We start from the raw sequence: 17701 nt of genomic DNA, 5'->3' as shown, positions 1-17701 counted from the left end.
GGGGAAATCAGCGGGCCGGCGGGGGCGAGGCCGGTGAAGGACAAGAAGCCCTGCCGAGTTCAGCGATTCACGGTGAATGTCATTGCCCCGCCGTCACACATTCCGTCGGACAAGACAAGCAGTTCATAGGCTTTCGGCGTTCTGTCGAGCACTGTCATCGCCTCGGGCTTGATTTCATCGTTGTCCTTGCAGGCGCGCGATTTTCCTTTCCGCAACGTTCGAGGTTCATTGAGCGCGCTCAGGTCGAGTTGGGCCAGGGTTCTTGCCGTGACGCTATTCCCGTCCCACCAGTCGATTCTCCAGTTCACCGTGTACTGGTTCTTCCGGTCATCGTCGGGGCCCGTGAGCAGCAGGAAGCCGTCTTCCACAGCCACCATGTCTCGTATCCCGCGTCCAGCGCCGAGTTCGACAAGTGCCAGTTTGACCTTCGGGTCGCCGCCTTTGAATAACGCCTCGGCATCAACCGACAAAATGCCGGCCGGACTGCGGAAGCCGAAGTACAGTCTTCCCTTGCTGACGGCCAAGCCTTCGATATCGACACCGCAGTGGTCGCCTTCCCTCACATGTTTCCTGAGTTCCGGTCGCGACTGCATGATCGACCACAAGCGCCCTTTGTCATCGTCGTCTACCAACTTTCCCTTCCGGGAGCGCTGGGCTCGGCCGGTGGCGGGGTCCAGGCGGAAGCGGATGACATGGCGGCTGTGTACATTCTCCACGCAACCATTGCGCTTGGCCGAATGGGAGCCGGTGACGTAGAAGTAGCTGCCGTCCGTTGCGGCTCCCTCGGCGTCCAGTTCTTCCTTCTCGGGGTCCTTCAGCTTGACTTCTTCCGGATCGATAGTGAGTTTGTGATGACCGAGGGTGGCGAACCTGGCTTGCCAACCTTCGTCGAACACCATCAAGCAGACACGCTCTTGTGCCGCATTCATGGTGCAGGCTATTCCGCTCAGCGCCTTGCGCGTTTTTTCTTCCTTCTTGGCAAAGGCAAAGCCATTGCCGCTGTCCCACGGCTTGCCGATCGGCCTCACGAGAGGAGGTTCGCCCGGTGTTTGCGCTTGAGCGCCGGCGAGGATGAACAGCAGACTGCTCGCCAAGGATAGTCGCGCCAAGCGACTCGCACCTGGGTGACCTTGCTTTGCCGACGGTTTCATGCGCGTTGTCTCCCGTGTATTTCAAGATGGTTGGCGCCCCGAACTCGCTTGCGCCGCTGCTCCGCCTCTCGAGGAAAGCCCGGTCCGGCACGCCTCACCCGGCCAGCCACACATCCGGCGCAGACGGATTGACGCCGCCCGGCCATGCACCACCAAGCCATTCCGAAAATCCTCAGAAACGTTCGTATCGACAAGGAGCGGACTCGCCGGCTCTTCGGGCGTCCGTGCAGAGGCTCACCGGTGGGCCGCCATCGGCCGTCTTCGCAAAGCGCCGGTTCGCGGAAAGGGCCGCGCGCAAAGAAGCCCTGCCTGGCGCGGCGTCGTACAGGCCCGCTGGCTGGCACGATTCGATCGTGAAGCATCGAATCAGAGCCTCGGCGTTCATGGCATCGCCTCTGATGTTCGGCCAAGCGCATCCAGGATGGGATCGTAGTCATAGTTATCCACCAGACGGCCGAGCGCGGCGGCCAGTTCGCGGTCGTACTTGCGGATGGCTGCCAGCGCGGCTTTGATCTGATCGCCATCAAGCACGGTGAACGCTTCTGCGAGAGCTTGGTGCAAAGGTTCGGGCAGTGCCGCCAAGGCCTTCCACGACAGTTCGCTAACCGGCTCGACCTGTGGTGGCGCGGCGCGAACAAACTCGACCTCCAGCTGATTCTCCATGCAACTGTGAATCTCCTCGGTGCGGAATGGCTTATGCACGATGGCGTCAAATCCGGACTCGAGCAACAAGAAATCGTCTTGCTTGAACGAGGAGGCGGTAACCGCGGCGATTTTCACTTTATCTCCGCCGGGCAGCGCGCGGATTCGCCTGGTCGCCTCCAATCCGTCCATAACGGGCATCCGCCTGTCCATCCAGATGAAGTCTGGTGCCCAGCTTTGATAACACGCCACGCCTGCGACGCCGTCTTCGGCCTCCTTCACGAGATAGCCGACTTGCTCCAGCAACTGCTTGAGCAGTAGCCGGTTCTCCCGGTTGTCGTCGACGACGAGCACACGGTATCTCGGCTGTCCGTGCGCCAGACCGATCACCTCGCCTTTCTCGGGCGCCGCTTCGGGCAGATTTTCCGGGAGCGCCCGTTGCAGCGGCAACGTGACCCGGAAGATGCTGCCCTTGCCCAATTCACTGGCAAGTGTCAGTTGTCCATCCATCAGTGCGACGAACTGCCGGGTAATGGCCAGGCCGAGTCCCGAACCCTGGCGCGCTCCGACATTGCCGGTCTGAACGAAAGCCTCGAAGATTCGCTCTTGATCCTCCGGTGCGATACCGACTCCGGTGTCTTCAATCTCCAGAACCAGGCGCTCGGCGGGACCGGATTCGACGTCCAGGCGCAGGGTGATGCCGCCGTTCTCGGTTGCCTTCACCGCGTTTGACAGCAGATTGATGAGAATCTGGCGTATCTTGATCTGGTCGTCGACGACATACCGCGGAAAGTCGGAAGCCTGAACCACCTGCAGCCACAAGCCTTTTTCTTTGGCGCGAAAGCGCATCATGTCGGTGACGCCGACAATCAGGTTGGACAAGTCGAACGGCTCTCGAGCAATCTGGGTGCGGCCGGCCTCGATCTTGGCCAGATCGAGCACGTCGTTGATCAGGCCGAGCAGGTGATCGCCGCTCTTGTGGATGATCTCCAGGTTCACCCGCTGCGCCTCCGAGAGGCCAGGACTGCGGCGCACGATGTCGGAGAAGCCAAGGATGGCGTTCAGCGGCGTGCGCAGCTCGTGCGACATGTTTGCCAGGAACAGGCTCTTGGCGTGATTCGCCGCCTCGGCCTGCTCCTTTGCCTCTTGAAGCTCCTGTTCGGCCTGTTTGCGCCCGCTGATGTCAAAAATCACTCCGTCCAGAAACGACGGACCGCCGTCCACGCCGCGCACCATCTTGCTCTTGGTATGGACCCAATGTATCTGTCCGCTGGCGTCGATCATGCGATACTCCGCGTTGTCACCTTGCAGATCGGTCGCCGCCCGCTCCAGATCAGCGGCCATGCGCACCTTGTCGTCCGGATGAACGATGTCGCCAATGGAGCGCGGCACGTTCGGGTCGAGAAAATCGGTCGTGGGATGACCGGAAAGTTTCCTTATTTCGTCGCTGATGAAGAGCAAGGTCCAAGGCGGGTGCGGCAAACACCGGAACACCACGCCGGGGATGTTGTCCACCAGAGACTGCAACTGCTGTCCGCTTTCGCGCACCTTCAGTTCGGCTGCGCGCTGACGGGCGCGGCCGTGCATGGCGGAGAGCAACAACGAGAGCGATATCATCGCTACCAGCGCGGTGGCAAGGCCGATTGCGACGCGACGCGCCAGCGGAACGGCCGCCTGCAAGTCAGCGAGCAACACGATTGTCCAGTCTCCACCTGTGTCGCGCCAGTTGATCGGGTAGCGCAACAGGGCCTGACGGCGACCATCGACGCGAACGGTATCCTCGTTCAAGGAAAACGGTAGCCGCAGGAAGCCCCCGTCCGCGCCGGTCAGCACTTGAAACTGCTTCGATGCGTTGACTGCTCTGACCTGTTCGTCACTGCTTTCCTGCATGGCGCGCATGATCCAATCGGCGCGACTCGCAGCGAAAACCACGCCGCTTGGCGAAACGACCATACCGGTGACGTTCGGGTCGTGCGTCAGGAAGTCATCCAGTTCCACCGCCGAATACCGTGCGGCAACGACGCCGATGATCTCGCTGTCCGGTTCGCTGCTGGCGCGCACCGGCGCGGCGACGAAAAAAGTCCGCCTCCCCGTGCTCAAGCTTTTGGCGCCGTAGATGTTTTCCGTACCGCCCATCGCTGTCTTGAAGTAGGTGCGAAATGAAACATCCTGGCCGATCGGCGAAACCCCCCTATAGTCCCAGTCGGCCGTAATCAGCCCCGCCTTGTTGGTCACGAAGGCATGCTCTGCTCCCGCGCTGATGGCCAGCGTATGCAAGGCGGCGTGGCGGGTTCTTTGCGTTTTGGCGCGTTCAATGTCGGTTTCTTTGGCCGCGTCGCGGATGGTCGGGTCGCTTTGTCCGGCCAGCGCCACCATGCCCATGCCGCGACCAACCACGGTGCGATTGTGGAAACTCGCCGCCTCGCGCTGGGCGATGGACGCCATGGTGTTGCGAAAAGAGAATTCGTTGACGGCGCGATAGATTTCGGCGGCGAGCCAACCGACAGCGAGCGAAACGAGAAAACAGGCGGCGACCGCGGTACGGCGATGCCGCAAGGCTTGCGTAACGAGGGAGGAGCGACCGGATACGGCAGCCTGACTAGCAATATCCATAGTGCATTCCCAGCGTTGGCTTGGTCGGTGAAGTCGAGCGCGGCGGCGAGGTATCGAGACGGGGCAATACCAGTTGCCGCATCGAGGCCTTCCCTAGGCGTTTTCCAGCCCGCTGGCGACCCAAACGAAGGCCTCCGGCCAGGATTTCTTGAGCTTGCGAAGCGACATCCATGTTACCCCTCCGGCGGGCACCGCGGCGCACTCAATAGATCCTCGCTGGCATAGTCATCCGCCGAACGAGTAAGTGGGGTGGCCAGATCGGGGTAGTTCATGCCGGCCTCCGCCAGCAGGTTCCTAAGGCGGCTACTAGCGAGGCTGGTCAGCGCGCTCACGAGGGCGTGGTGCAAAGACAAAAAAAGAAAGGCTAACACTACTAAATAATAGCCGAACTTTTATGTGGCACTGGGAGTAATGACGTAGTTCCATTCGGCGCGTAATACGTCGCGTGTCAGGCGGATGCTCCGGGGGAGGATCGGCAATTCGTCAGCAAGGCGCTGCGACTCCAGTTTCCAGAGGGCCAGCGGCCACGGGTGGAATATCTCTCCAGGGTTGGGGCAGCCGCGTTGTCGGGTGGCCGCCAGGCGGCACGTGGTGGGGGCCACCCGTTCGCCACCTTATGCGCAGGCCGCAAGGCGCGACAATTCGCTGCCGTTCGCTTGCCGGACGAGCGCTTCGAACATCGAAAGTGAAGCGCCTCGCGCTCTGCTATCATCCCCGCGATTTGTCGCGCTCCGCGACCAGGTGGGGAGCCAGTCGCCAGGAAACGCCGCCGTGCGTCGCGCGGCACGCTGCGGCCTCAGGCTCGCCGCCTCTTCTTTTATTGACTTGGGTAGGAGTCGTACCGCATGCCGTCAGCTCGCCGCAACTTTCGCCTCGCAAGCCTTGTCGCCCTCGCCCTGGCCGCCGGCGGGTGCGATCGCCAGTCGCCCGAACAGCAGTTCGAGCAGGCGCAGGCGCTGGCGCAAAAGGCCGACTACGCGGCAGCGGTCATCGCGCTCAAGAATGTCCTGCAGGCACAGCCGGACAATTCGCAGGCCCGCCTCCTGTTGGGCCAAGTGCTGGTCAAACAGGGTGCCTACCGGGATGGCGAGACGGAACTGACGAAGGCGAACGCCTTGGGTGTCGAGCGCAGCCGGCTGGTGCCAGCGCTGGCGAGAGCCTATCTGATGTCGGGCCAGCCCCAGAAAGTGCTGGACCTGGGCCTTCCGGAGAGCGCGCTGAGCGGCGAGCCCCTGGCGGATCTGCTTGCCACCCGGGCCGAGGCGCAGCTTTACCTGGGAAAGCGGGACGATGTCGAGCAATCGATACTCAGCTCCGAAATGGCCTATCCCGATCGCCCGGCGCTTCGCCTCGTCGAGGCCAAGCTGGCGCTGTTCGACGGCCAGGCCGAGCGCGCCGGAGAACGGGTCGACGAGGCTCTGCGGCGCGACCCGAAGTTCGTCGATGCCTTGTATTTCAAGGCCGGCCTACGCCATGCGGCTGGCCAGCTCGACGAGGCGGCGGCGCTCTATGGTCAGATCACCGCCATCGATCCGTCGCAGGTGCTGGCTCATCTCGCCGCCGCCAGAGTGCAGTTGCAGAAGGGCGACCTGGACGCGGCGGACAAAGCCGTCAAGGCGGCCGAAAGCCTGACGCCCAAGAATCCCCTGGTGATGTACTCGCGAGGGATTCTCGAACTGCAACGGGGCCACCTCGACCTGGCCAGCGCCACGCTCGCCAAGGTTCTCGCGGTCGTACCCGACGACCTCGCCTCCTTGCTCGCCCATGCCGTCGCCAGCCATGGACTGGGCAATTTCGAGCAGAGCATCAACAAGGCCAAGCGGGTGCTGGCCAGGGATGCGGACAATCTGCTGGCGACCAAGATCCTGGCCAGCGGACAGTTGCAGTCAAAGGATGCCAAGGGCGCCCTGGCGACGCTGGAGACCGCGCTCGCCGCGCATCCCGACGATCCGCAACTCGTGGCGCTGGCGGGCGACGCCTACCTGTGGACGGGCGATTACGCGAAAGCGATGAGCTATCTCAACCGCGCCGTCGCGCTGGAGCCGCAGAGCGCCACGATCAAGACCAGCCGGGCGACCGGCCACCTGGTCGCCGGGAACACCGAACAGGCGCTGACCGACCTGGAACAGGCGGTTCGTCTCAACGCGCAGCTTGGCCAAGCCGATCTGCTGCTGGTCACGCTACGCCTGAAACGCAAGGAGTACGACCAGGCGCTGTCGGATATCGCCGCGCTGGAGAAGAAGCTGCCCAACAACCCGGTCACCCACGAGCTGCGTGCCGGCGCCCTGGTGGGCCAGGAAGACCGCGCCGGGGCGCGCAAGGCCCTGGAGCAGGCGCTCGCCATACAACCCACCTTCTTTTCCGCGGCGCTCAGTCTGGCCCGGCTGGATATCCAGGACGGGAATCCCGCGCTCGCCCGCCAGCGCTTCGAGTCGATTCTGGCGCGCGACGAGAAGAACGTCGAGGCGATGCTGGCGCTGGCGGAGTTGTCCGCCTTCGAAAAGAAGGAAAGCGAGTATCTGGCATGGCTGGACTGGGCGATCCGGGCCGACCCCCGGCAGATCAAGCCACGTGCCGCCCTGGTCCAGCATCATCTGGCCCGGCGCGAGATGCAGAAAGCGCTCGCCGCGGCCCAGGATGCGGCGGCGTCCAACCCGGACGACGTGGACGCCGTCAGCCTGCTGGGCAGCGCACAGCTCGCCGCCGGCGACAGTACGGCGGCGATCGAAACGTTTTCCGGTATCGCCAGGAAGCTGCCGCAGTCTCCCGAAGCGCAACTCAAGCTGGCGCTGGCGCAAATCACCATCTATCAAACCGGCGCGGCACGGGCGACGCTGAACAAGGCGTTGCAGTTGAAACCGGACTTCCTGCCGGCGCAGGAAGCCCTGATACGACTCGAACTCGGCGAGCAGAAGCCGGACGCGGCGCTGAAGATCGCACGCCAGATGCAGTCCCGGCAAGCCCGGTCGCCGCTCGGTTTCGATCGCGAGGGGGACATCATGCTGTCCCAAAAGCGCTATCCGGAAGCCATCAAGGCGTACGAGAAAGCGCTGGAGAAGGGTGCCGCCACACCGGGTTTGATCAAACTGCATCGCGCGCTCGCACTGTCGGGCGACAGCAAGGCGGCGTATCAAAGACTGGACGACTGGGTCAGGCAGTATCCTCGCGATCTGGCGATACGTGCCTACGCGGCCGACGTGTACATGAAGGCCAGGCGCGACCGCATCGCCATCGCGCACTACGAGGAACTGCTGCGGCTGAGCCCGAACAACGTCGTGGCCTTGGGCAACCTGGCCAATCTTTACCTGCGCGAGAACGACAGCCGCGCACTACCGACGGCCGAACTCGCCTTCAAGCTGGCCCCCGACGACCCGCGCGTGTTCGACATTCTCGGCTGGATTCTGGTCGAGCAGGGGCAGGGGTCGCGCGGCATCGATCTGCTCGGCAAGGCGGCGGGGCAACTGCCCGATCTCATGTCGGTGCGCTATCACTACGGCGCCGCTCTCGCGCGCGCCGGCAAGAAGGCGGAAGCCAGGAAAGAACTCGAGTTAGTCCTTGCCCAGGAGCCGTCGTCGTCGGAACTGCGCGAACAGGCGAAAAAGGTACTGGCCAGCTTGTGACCCTGCCTGACCCGCAGCCAGGTTCGGGGCGGCGAGGGAGAGACGAGGGAATGCGGCGACGCCTCGCCAGAACGAAAAACCCCCGCCTGGGGCGGGGGTCGGGTCGGCCACCTTGCGGTGCTCGAGCGCGGTATCAGGCGCGGATTTTGACCACAGAGTCGGCTTCGCCAGATAATCTACTAGGCTACTCATGGGTTCACTCGCGTTACGGCCTGCGCTCTCGCTGTCGGGAAACTCACGACCTCGTGTCACCACGACGCCGCTTCCTCAGGCTACTGGGGCGTATGGACAACTCCCCATGCGGGATTTCCACCCGCTACACTTACTGCTGTTACTGCGAACGGTCAGGTCTTGTTTCTGCACTAGCTCGCTGAGCCTTCGGGCGAGCCAGCGCCCAGCGAACGGCTGAGCGCGACAGCCGGCGTGAGGACCAGCACCTCGTGTATGGACTTGCCGTAAAGCGGGCCGAAATGCCTCCGGTCGCCAGTCACCAGCACGTCTGCCCGGGCGGCAATGGCGGCGGCGAGGATGGGAGCGTCCTTCTCCGGCAGCGCGCAGTCCTTGGCCGCGCTGACCAGGGCCGATGAGGGTTCGGGGCCGAGGACCAATCCTTCGAGCAACGAAGCGAGTTCCGCCGCGTACTCAGGAAATTTGAGGTGGATGTTGCGGACGGCTTCTTCCACCGCGTAGGACGACGCGACGAGGGTAATGCCGCGCTCCGACGCCAGACGAAACAGCGCACGGGCGTTGCCCTGTCGGTTGTGGGCGGCGGAGAAGAGGACGTTGGCGTCGAGGAAAAGCCGCAACTAGATCTTGCCGATAGTACGCGCGAGCCGGGCGGCGGTCGCGGGATCCATGCGGTCGGACTCGTCGAACTCTCGGATGCGCTCGTCGCTATAGATTTCGACGGGATACACCGCCGCAGGACGCAGCACGATGGCGCCGTCACCGGTGGTGTCCACCAGCATGGCGATATCGCCTTCGAGTCCGAGCTTTTTCAGTATCGATCGGGGAATCGATAGCTGGCCCTTCTTGCCGAGCTTGACCAGTTCCATGAGAACCGTCCTCTATCAATCCGGCACGCCGGAAACCGGGAAATCATACCGCACCCCTTGCCGCGGGTCGACCTGGTTGGCGCGGTTCCGGATTGTGTGCCTTCCTCTGCCAGCGCTGGGCTACCGACCCATGTTGCCAACTGGAAGCTGGCCTGGCTGCCAGAGGGGCGAGCACTCTCCAACACGCAGGCGCGAGTGCTTGCTCCCCCAGATCGCTGCGTCCTTCGTTGTACCAAACAGTTCTTCCTGCAAAACGATCCGGCTGATCTGATGTCGGGCCAGCCACAGAAAGTGCTGGACCTGGGCCTTCGGAGGCCGCGCTGAGCGGCGAGTCGCTGGCGGAGCCGCTTGCCACCCGGACCGAGGTGCAGCTTTACCTGGGAAAGTGGGACGATGTCGAGCAATCGATACTCAGCTCCGAAATGGCCTATCCGACCGCCCGCCACTTCGCCTCGTTGAGGCCAGGCTGGCTCGGGGCGGGAGCGGGAGGCGACGGAATGCGGCGAGTCCTCGCCAGAACGGAAAACCCCCGCCTGGGGCGGGGGTCGGGTCGGCCATCCTGCGGTGTCGAGCGCGGTATCAGGCGCGGATACGGCGCCGCGCCGCGGCGAAGCCCAGCAAGGTGCTGCCCAGCAGGGCCAGAGTTCCCGGTACCGGAACGTTTTCCCCCGGAATGGTCGCCGGACCGAACCACAGGCGGTCGCCGCCGTCGTTCAGGTAGGCCAGCCGCACATCGAAGGTGACCACGTCGTACTTCCCGGAATCGGCGTGCTTGCCGTAGATGATGTCGTTCAGCTCCTTATTGAAGATCGCGAAGTCGGCCCGGTTGGCACCCAGCGCCTGATTGATCGTCTCGCGGTCACCCGAGTCGAAGGGCGAGTCGGCGCACTCGCCGAGAAAGACCTCGCCCGTGCTCTTCTTGACGCAGATTTCGGCGTGCACCCTGGCCCACTTGTCGTCCGCCGTCGGCAGCAGGTCAGTCTTGTTGGCTTCCTGCGCCTGCTGCTGGAAAGGCAGCGTTCCGTTACCGGAGAAAGTGAAAACCCTCTTGGCCGAGCTCGTCGTGCTGTGCAGGATGACCTGCGCGTAGGCGACCAGATCCTGTCCGACCAGTTCGCCCGTGTTGCCGGTTTCGTTGAATTCGAACAGGCCGACCAGCGGGCTGCCGTTGAGCGCGGTCTTCAGGTCGCTGATCTTGGCGTCCCACAAGGGCAGGCATCCGGGCGTGTTGATGTTCGTCTGGCACGCCGCGCTGGTCGAGAACTTGGCCGCCGGGAACTGCGAGGTGAAGGTGTTCGAGTTGGATACGTTGGCCGCCTGCGCGAGGTTGTCCCAGCCGCCCGTGCCGGTGGGATCACTCGGGATGTCGTTCGCCGCTCCGCCCGAGTTGAGCGACTTGGAGGCCATCAGGAAGCGCAGGTTGTCGGCGTCGCTGCCGGGGCCGCTCGGGTTGCCGGTCATCGAGTCGTAGGGGTTGTCGATATTCGTCCCCGCTCCCTGTGCCGGCGTACCCTGGCCATTGAAGTTGAGCACGAAAACATTCGCCTCGTTCGACTGCGCGATGAAGTTGTTGGTGGCGTAGAGCGGCGGCTTGTTGTCCTTGTACCACTCGAGCAGACCCAGGGAATAGACCGTGAAATCGTCGAAGACCAGGCAGTTGCCGGTCACGCCGCAACTCGGCGTCGGCAGGTTGATCGGCGCCGCCGAAGCTTCCGGGGCTACCGACTGGAGACCGAGGCCGAGCAACGCCGCGGCCAGCGTGGCGGGAAGCATCTTCTTCCCGAGGCGAGAGGCAGAATGAGACATCGCTTGAATCCTCCATCTATGGATAGTTAATTCGAACTTGAGAGTGCGCCTGACAGCCAATCAATCGACCCCGGGAAATTCCTGGCGGAGCATCGGGCGCGGCACACACGCTTGAGCGACATGAAGCAAACATCGTGACTAAATTCATTGACTAACTTATATCAATCACTTGCTAGAAACGTGAGAATTCTCTCGGTGACGAGTGTAAAAAATTCCGACACGACGATTCGCTTCCCGCGCGCCCCGACAGCCCGGCTCGGCCGCCGTATCGTCGCCAAGCGGGCACGCTCCCCACGGCTGCGCCGGCGTCGTCGCGGACGAAGCCATGGCTCGGCGGCGGGGTAGCGGCCCGATGGCCCGGCGAAGCCCGGCCGGCTGGCAAGCCGCGGCGGCCAAAAAAACCGCCACCGACGGGGAAAAAAAAATAAGATGGTCGGCGCCAGTGGTCGTCGCCGTTCCAGCGCACCGGCGCCGCCGACCACTCCGCGCACCGCCAAGCCGCTCCCGCGCAAGCGCAGGCGGTGAGACTCGCGAGTCGCTGACGCGACTTTCCAGCTAAGAACCAAGGGCAAGGAGACAAGAGAATGCACATCGGCGTACCCAGGGAAATCAAGAACCACGAATACCGTGTCGGCCTGACCCCGTCGTCGGTTCGGGAGATGGTCGCGCATGGTCACCAGGTGACGGTCGAAACCGGCGCCGGGCGCGGTATCGGCGCCACCGACGAGGTCTACCAGAAAGCCGGCGCGACGATCGCCGCGACGCCCGAGGAGATTTTTGCGAGCGCCGAAATGATCGTCAAAGTCAAGGAACCGCAGGCGGGTGAGCGCGCCATGCTGCGCGAGGGGCAGATCCTCTACACCTATCTCCATCTGGCGCCCGACCCCGAGCAGTGCGCCGACCTGGTCGCCAGCGGTGCCGTGTGCCTCGCCTACGAAACCGTGACCCAGCCCGGCGGCGGTCTGCCGTTGCTGGCGCCGATGTCGGAAGTCGCCGGCCGCCTGTCGATCCAGGCCGGCGCCTACTGTCTCGAGAAGGCGCACGGCGGCATGGGCATCCTGCTCGGCGGCGTGGCCGGCGTGCCGTCGGCGCGCATCGTCATCCTCGGCGGCGGTGTCGTCGGCACCAACGCCGCGCAGGTGGCGGTCGGCACCGGCGCGCAAGTGGTGGTCATCGACCGCAACATCGACGTCCTGCGCCGCATCGATCACGTACTCGGCGCGCGCGTGATGACCGTCTTCTCGAACCGCGACAATGTCGAGCAGCAGGTTCTGCGCGCCGATCTGGTGATCGGCGGCGTCCTGATTCCGGGTGCCGCGGCGCCGAAGCTGATCACGCGCCAGATGGTCGATGCGATGAAGCCGGGCTCGGTGATCGTCGACGTCGCCATCGACCAGGGCGGCTGCTGCGAGACGGCCCACGCGACGACGCACGCCGACCCGACCTACGTGGTCGGCAACGTGGTGCACTACTGTGTCGCCAACATGCCCGGCGGCGTGCCGCGCACCTCGACCTACGCACTCAACAACGCGACCCTGCCCTTCGCCCTGCAGATCGCCGACAAGGGTTGGCGCCAGGCACTCAAGGACGACCCGCACCTGCGCAACGGGCTCAATGTCGCCTTCGGCAAGGTCACCTGCCGCGAAGTCGCCGAAGACCTCGGCTACGCCTATCACGACGCGCTGGCGGCGATCGCCGGCTGACGCCGCCGCCGGGAGCCGCTACGGCCTTCGAGGCCAGCGGCTCCTCTTGGGGGCGGGGGCGCACCGAAGGGAAAAGGCAACGTCCGGTCGCCGGTTTACTCCAGTGAGAGGAGATGCAAGTATGCAAGTGGAAGCTATTTACGACGACGGGCGCCTAGTGCTGCCGGCCGGCGTCCATCTGAAGCACTCTAGAATCCACTTGACGGTGTTTATTCCTGATCACGAACTAGTCGCAGCCGTGAGAGGTGACTGCTCGGGGGAACAGGCTTCCGTAGGTGGGCAGCGCGGTGACACGTCTCCATCGCAACCGTCAATTCGCGAAGCCATCAATGACATACTCGGGCCATGGAGGCAACAGATCGAGAGTGGCTCACCGTTGACGGCGGAAGATCGCGATCGGCTTCGCGACGATGCTTTGAAGAAGAAGTATCTTGATCATCGCTAAATAGTTGGTACTTGCTCCTTCGATCAAGGACTCAGACCGCAGCACAAGAGCGATCGGAGTTGTTGCTCAGGCGCGCCATGCGGGCGTGTAGCGAAGAGCGCGTGCGGTGATCTGGACCCAAAAAATGGACGCCATGAGGTGTGGTCTATTGACCTTGTAAGAGTTCGACATGAAAAAAGTGAATCGGAGTTAGCCGCTAGAGCGGGCACGGTGTAGCCGATGGTCGGGAGTGCGCGCAGTGCTTCGGCGGTAGCGCGATCATTGGAAATGTCGTCGAGGACGTTGGCGAACTGTTTTTTTCAGGTGCGTAAAGGCGAGCCACCCACCCAGGCGTCAACGAGGTCGCTGGAGAGCGAACCGGAAGCGGCTCTGACGCGACTGCCGCACGAGCTTGCGAAGCGGGCGGATGGACGGAGAGAAAGATATTGAAGAAGGCGGCGGTGTACTTCATAAAGGAGCCGATGTGAAGTACGTGTGCAACGAAGCGCCTATCGACGCGTATCTGATCCGGCCAATGTGTGAGAGGGTATCAACCAGCGGGTTCTACGCGGCGTGGTCGCGGGCTCCGTCGGCCCGTAACATCGAACAACTGCAGATCGTAACCGAGATTCGTCGTGCTTAGATCCCGCATCGAGGCTGCTCTGGGCTGCCCGTACGCCTCGGCCAGTCTAGCTACAACACTGAAAGTCGTCACTCGTCATCCTGGGGCAACCTGCTACTGGCGGCATCTGGGCAACGCTAGCAGCGCGTCATGGACTGCGTCTTCGATTTCCAGTTCATGCGTGAGGCGGCTCCGGGGTGACTTGTGTATAAGGATATGCCCCGAACGGGGTCGTTTCACCGATTCTTGTCTTGGCCTTGGCGGTCCACTTTTACTACTGGCACCCTTTGTAGTCCTTGCTTTGAGCCACCGCTTCCCCTAGTATTCCCGTGCAGTTCTACTGAAGTGCGGCCGATCTTTCTCGCAGCGACGGTCTTGGGTCGTCGTGCTGGTGTTAGGACGATATAATCCCGACAAGACGCTGGAATGAACTAACAAAATGGAGTAGATTTTGGTGACACACCCATGGCAGGTGCTCAATGCGCGTGTATTCGGGCATAGCGGTAGCGTCTTCGAATCCTCTGTGTCCGGTATAGCCTTAGTGCCACCGATATTTAGAAATAACATCGGGGCAACCACCAGACTAGGTCGTCTCAAACACAGAGAGAAGCTCCAGTCGTTGCCTACGTCTGCCAAGTCCCATAGTGCCCTAATCGCGGGTGGTAACGTCTGACCCGGCCAACCGTTATTACGAGTTGCTCGTGTGCTTCCACGCAAGCGACGTAATGGTTTCGAGTTTGCCACTCTTACCATGCCGTTCGCGGCATTAATAGGCTTTAAATTGGCTTCCCTCAGGCCACGTTAATGGTAGGCACGACAGCAGATTCTTAGCGCAGAGTTTTTTCCAGCCTACAAATGGTCTCGTGGCGGAGCGCACAATAGAGTGGCGCCCTAGTCGTGCCAGGAGCAGGGTGTGGCCTTATTCGCCTAGGCACAGCGTACCCTTTTCCCGGCGGTCATAAGTGTAATCAAATTGAAAATACGCCAGCTTCGCGCTTATTGCCATTCAAGCAGTTTTTTCCTGCCAGATTTGCACGAATATTGACGGCCCGTAACAGGCGAAGAGCCAAGCTTCCATGACGTAAAACCGGTTAAAAAAGCTGCGAGAATTCTCTAGAAATGTTTTTTTCACTAGTCTACGCTACAAACTCGCCCAACCGCACCGCTCAATCGCCGGTGATTCTTCTCAAATGAGGGATAATCGTCGCCGATGGCACGGCGCGCTGTTGCAGCTTACAATAAATGCCGTAGGAAAGGGGCTCGCGTTCTTGCGTGAGGTCATGGTTTCCAGTTTGTTTGGCGTTTCTCACGTAACTGACGCCTACTTCGCAATACAGCAGCTACTATCGTTCGTTCTAAGTTATATGATGGGAGCTTTTAATTTAGCGTTTGTTCCTGCTTATGCTCGTTACGATGAAGCGAAACGAGGAGGGAGTTTTCTACGGCCAATATTCTACGCCCTGGTCTGTTTGGCAACTGCCCTCAGCATCACATTGGCCATGTTGCCTCCTGAACATCTAGCGCTATTCCTTGGCTTCCGTCACGCTAACCCCTTACTTGATGTCTTTGCAGAAATCCTGACTTTGGCGATACTTCCCATCGTTGTGACCGGAGTTGCGTTTGGAGTTTTACACGGAGAGCGCGCGCACATCGCGGCTACACTTCTGGCCGGAATTCAATCCGCCGCTATGCTTGTGGCTCTGGTATTCTTCTATCTCCTAGCCGCCGACGCTACCCATCTCACCCAGGCACTTCCATGGTCGTACACGATTGGTACGTTTCTCACCGGAATAATAGCGTTAGCAGTGCTTAAGAAGCGTATCAAGAAAGCTGACAGCCGGATACCGGCACTAGAGTTCTATAATTTTGGCCGCTCGCTTGCCGCTTCATCGATTGAAAATATTGGCTTTAACCTGAATCAATTGTCCAATGTGTACTTCGCGGCGAGATTGGGAGAAGGACTGGTCGCTGTCAACGCTTTCGCGATGCGAATTGGTATGCTACCGCTATCCCTAGTAAGTTCGCAGCTAGGACAAATCTATCAGTCAGCCGCCGCACGTGCCATGGCGCGAGATACCGCTCTACCAAGAATCACTTTTTTTCTATTTTGTTTACCAAATGTCGCAATCGCTTTGGCAATGGCCATGTTCGGCGAAGCCCTAGTACGCCTTATATATGAGAGAGGCAGTTTTAGCCCAGAGCATACAGCCATCGTCACAGCCCTTATTTTTCCTTATTCAATCTACTTTTTTGTTATGTCGACAAATCAACTAGCAGCGAGACACTACTTTGCCGCTGGAGCTGGCCCGCATTATACTGCGGCCATGACTGTAGCGTATGTCTTCGCTTTTGCCGCGAAGTCAGTTATTTCGGTTACGCTTGCCGATATCGTCTGGGCATGTGTCGTCGCTGAAGGTGCCGTTGCGATCTGGTTGAGTGCCTCCATTGCTCTTGGAAAAAAATAATAGTAGACAACAAATCTTTTCCAGCGATTTAGGCCGCAGGTGATTTTAAAGATATTTAATCACGCCTGCGCCGAAAAATTTTTTCCGTTAGATTTTCTATCCTATCTGATAACCATGCCGAGTTTTTATTCCACAGCATCGCCGAAAACTCTTTCTGTAGCGATGTATACGCCGTCCAGCGCTGGCGGCCATGCTCTTTACAGCCAGGAGGTGCTGGAAGCTGCGGCGAGGCAATCCTGTATTTCCGGCGTTCATTACGATTTTTCCCTTGTTACGAGTGCGAACCTGGCGGAGCGTTTTTCTTCTTCCATTTACCAAATTTACAGGTTGTTGCCCATACAAAAGCCAAAAAACGCTTATTCAACAGTCTGGATTTGGCGTTTGTCGCGCGTCGTTTATTATTTTCGGCGGGAGTGGACGCTGCTCAGTTGGTTGAGAGATCATCCGTTGGTAGGACTGGTTCACTTTCAGGAGTTAAGCTTATGGCTTGGGCCCGCTGTGATTTTTTTGTTGCGGAAAATACTTAAGAGAAAGGTTGTCTATACCGTTCACAACGTTCGGCTGCATCGCTATCCACATTATATTCCTCAGACTTTAGTAGACTCCGTGAGAAAACTTACGTTCTTACAGTGCGACGCTTTGGTTGTGCATAGCGATAGTCTTCGTGAAAATCTTTACGCGATTCTAGGGAGCCGTAGTCGTCTCGTGGAGGTGGCGCCACATGGTGTGTGGAGTAAGAGAAATGACTTGCCATCTTTCGAACCGCGAATTCGCCGCGATAGTATTCTCTTCTTTGGCAACATTCGACGAAACAAGGGTTTGCACGTTCTAATCCAGGCGGTCCGCCAAAAGAAGTTTGTCGAGAAGCTAGTAATCGCTGGATACCCGGAAGAACAGAATTACTTCAATAACGAAATACGCCCGTTGATGGCTTTGGCTAGGAGTGAAGGGATTAGCATTGATCTGTTTGATCACTTTATTTTAGATTGCGACCTTCCTTTGATGTTCGCGAAAGCATGTATTGTGGTACTTCCTTATGAAGACTTTTCGGCACAAAGCGGAGTCTTGTTTAACGCGCTTGGCTTCGGGGTTCCGGTCGTCTCGTCGATGGCTGGGGCGGTTGGCGAGGTTGTGCGGCGTTTTAATATTGGTGAAACAGTTTCCCAACTTACTGCTGAAAACTTGAGCGAGGCAATGAGCGTAGCACTCGCCCGTAGCCGGTCGGGTTGCTACGAGTCCGGTCTCGGGCTAGCTATTAAAGAGTTGAGTTGGGATATGCATGCCAAGAGCCTACTTGAGGTGTATAGCCGAGTATATTCGAACGGTGAATTTTAGAAGACGTTAGTTGTATAGCATTTTTGACAAGCTATTCGATGGGCTCTTGATAGTTTCATGAGGATCTATGTAGTTTCGTGTGAAAGAAGCCATCCCTGCTCCTGATGCGGGATTCAGCTAAACGCAGAGGTGGGACACACCAGCGTTTCAAGTGCCGTCAAGTGCGAGCGAAGAGAACTCTTTGCGTCGAAAGCGCTAGGCTTTCTGGGATTTTTGTGGCTAGCTCCAACACCCGCCCCTAGTGCCAGACTAATTGGCCCCCGGA

Annotated in this window: 9 protein-coding genes; 4 read left to right on the top strand and 5 right to left on the bottom strand. The window is 60.2% G+C overall.

Going from position 1 to position 17701, the window contains the following annotated elements; translation table 11 throughout:
* Positions 1–59: 59 nt before the first annotated feature.
* Entirely contained in the window at positions 60–1028 is a 969-nt protein-coding gene (locus tag Q1M07_RS01910; RefSeq protein ID WP_300449859.1) for a DUF3616 domain-containing protein, read from the bottom strand.
* Positions 1029–1532: 504 nt separating this feature from the next.
* Complete coding sequence (locus Q1M07_RS01905) at positions 1533–4406, bottom strand: ATP-binding protein (RefSeq protein ID WP_300449856.1); 2874 nt, start codon at positions 4404–4406, stop codon at positions 1533–1535.
* A gap of 845 nt (positions 4407–5251) precedes the next feature.
* Between Q1M07_RS01905 and prsT the strand changes: the two genes are divergently transcribed.
* Positions 5252–8026, top strand: coding sequence for an XrtA/PEP-CTERM system TPR-repeat protein PrsT (prsT, locus tag Q1M07_RS01900; RefSeq protein ID WP_300449853.1), 2775 nt, complete (start codon positions 5252–5254; stop codon positions 8024–8026).
* Positions 8027–8388: 362 nt separating this feature from the next.
* On the opposite strand, the gene Q1M07_RS01895 is transcribed toward prsT, so the two are convergent.
* The 3 genes from Q1M07_RS01895 to Q1M07_RS01885 form a co-directional block, all read right to left on the bottom strand.
* Positions 8389–8832, bottom strand: a complete 444-nt coding sequence (locus Q1M07_RS01895; RefSeq protein WP_300449850.1) for a putative toxin-antitoxin system toxin component, PIN family — start codon at positions 8830–8832, stop codon at positions 8389–8391.
* Complete coding sequence (locus tag Q1M07_RS01890) at positions 8833–9081, bottom strand: AbrB/MazE/SpoVT family DNA-binding domain-containing protein (RefSeq protein WP_300449847.1); 249 nt, start codon at positions 9079–9081, stop codon at positions 8833–8835.
* A 579-nt stretch (positions 9082–9660) separates the two neighbouring features.
* Positions 9661–10887: a PEP-CTERM sorting domain-containing protein gene (locus tag Q1M07_RS01885; protein ID WP_300449844.1), complete on the bottom strand. Its 1227-nt coding sequence runs from the start codon at positions 10885–10887 to the stop codon at positions 9661–9663.
* 584 nt (positions 10888–11471) lie between these two features.
* Between Q1M07_RS01885 and ald the strand changes: the two genes are divergently transcribed.
* The 3 genes from ald (at position 11472) to Q1M07_RS01870 (ending at position 17436) form a co-directional block, all read left to right on the top strand.
* Complete coding sequence (gene ald / locus Q1M07_RS01880) at positions 11472–12590, top strand: alanine dehydrogenase (RefSeq protein WP_300449841.1); 1119 nt, start codon at positions 11472–11474, stop codon at positions 12588–12590.
* 2236 nt (positions 12591–14826) lie between these two features.
* Positions 14827–16101 (top strand): lipid II flippase MurJ, encoded by a 1275-nt coding sequence (locus tag Q1M07_RS01875; RefSeq protein ID WP_300449838.1) that lies wholly within the window; start codon positions 14827–14829, stop codon positions 16099–16101.
* Between the two features lie 114 nt (positions 16102–16215).
* The gene (locus tag Q1M07_RS01870; RefSeq protein WP_300449835.1) at positions 16216–17436 is read left to right on the top strand and encodes a glycosyltransferase; all 1221 of its coding nucleotides are present in this window, start codon (positions 16216–16218) and stop codon (positions 17434–17436) included.
* Positions 17437–17701 lie beyond the last annotated feature (265 nt).

Origin of the sequence: Accumulibacter sp. (genome assembly GCF_029255285.1) — a bacterium.
In the GTDB taxonomy this organism is placed as follows: Bacteria; Pseudomonadota; Gammaproteobacteria; order Burkholderiales; family Rhodocyclaceae; genus Accumulibacter.
Note: the sequence above shows the minus strand (reverse complement) of the source record. Positions and strands in the feature narration are given on the sequence as shown.

Excerpts from the sequence above, each read along its gene's own strand:
- prsT (WP_300449853.1), top strand. The coding sequence starts at position 5,252 with ATGCCGTCAGCTCGCCGCAACTTTCGCCTCGCAAGCCTTGTCGCCCTC.
- ald (WP_300449841.1), top strand. The coding sequence starts at position 11,472 with ATGCACATCGGCGTACCCAGGGAAATCAAGAACCACGAATACCGTGTC.
- Q1M07_RS01885 (WP_300449844.1), bottom strand. The coding sequence starts at position 10,887 with ATGTCTCATTCTGCCTCTCGCCTCGGGAAGAAGATGCTTCCCGCCACG.
- Q1M07_RS01875 (WP_300449838.1), top strand. The coding sequence starts at position 14,827 with ATGAGGGATAATCGTCGCCGATGGCACGGCGCGCTGTTGCAGCTTACA.
- Q1M07_RS01870 (WP_300449835.1), top strand. The coding sequence starts at position 16,216 with ATGCCGAGTTTTTATTCCACAGCATCGCCGAAAACTCTTTCTGTAGCG.
- Q1M07_RS01890 (WP_300449847.1), bottom strand. The coding sequence starts at position 9,081 with ATGGAACTGGTCAAGCTCGGCAAGAAGGGCCAGCTATCGATTCCCCGA.
- Q1M07_RS01905 (WP_300449856.1), bottom strand. The coding sequence starts at position 4,406 with ATGGATATTGCTAGTCAGGCTGCCGTATCCGGTCGCTCCTCCCTCGTT.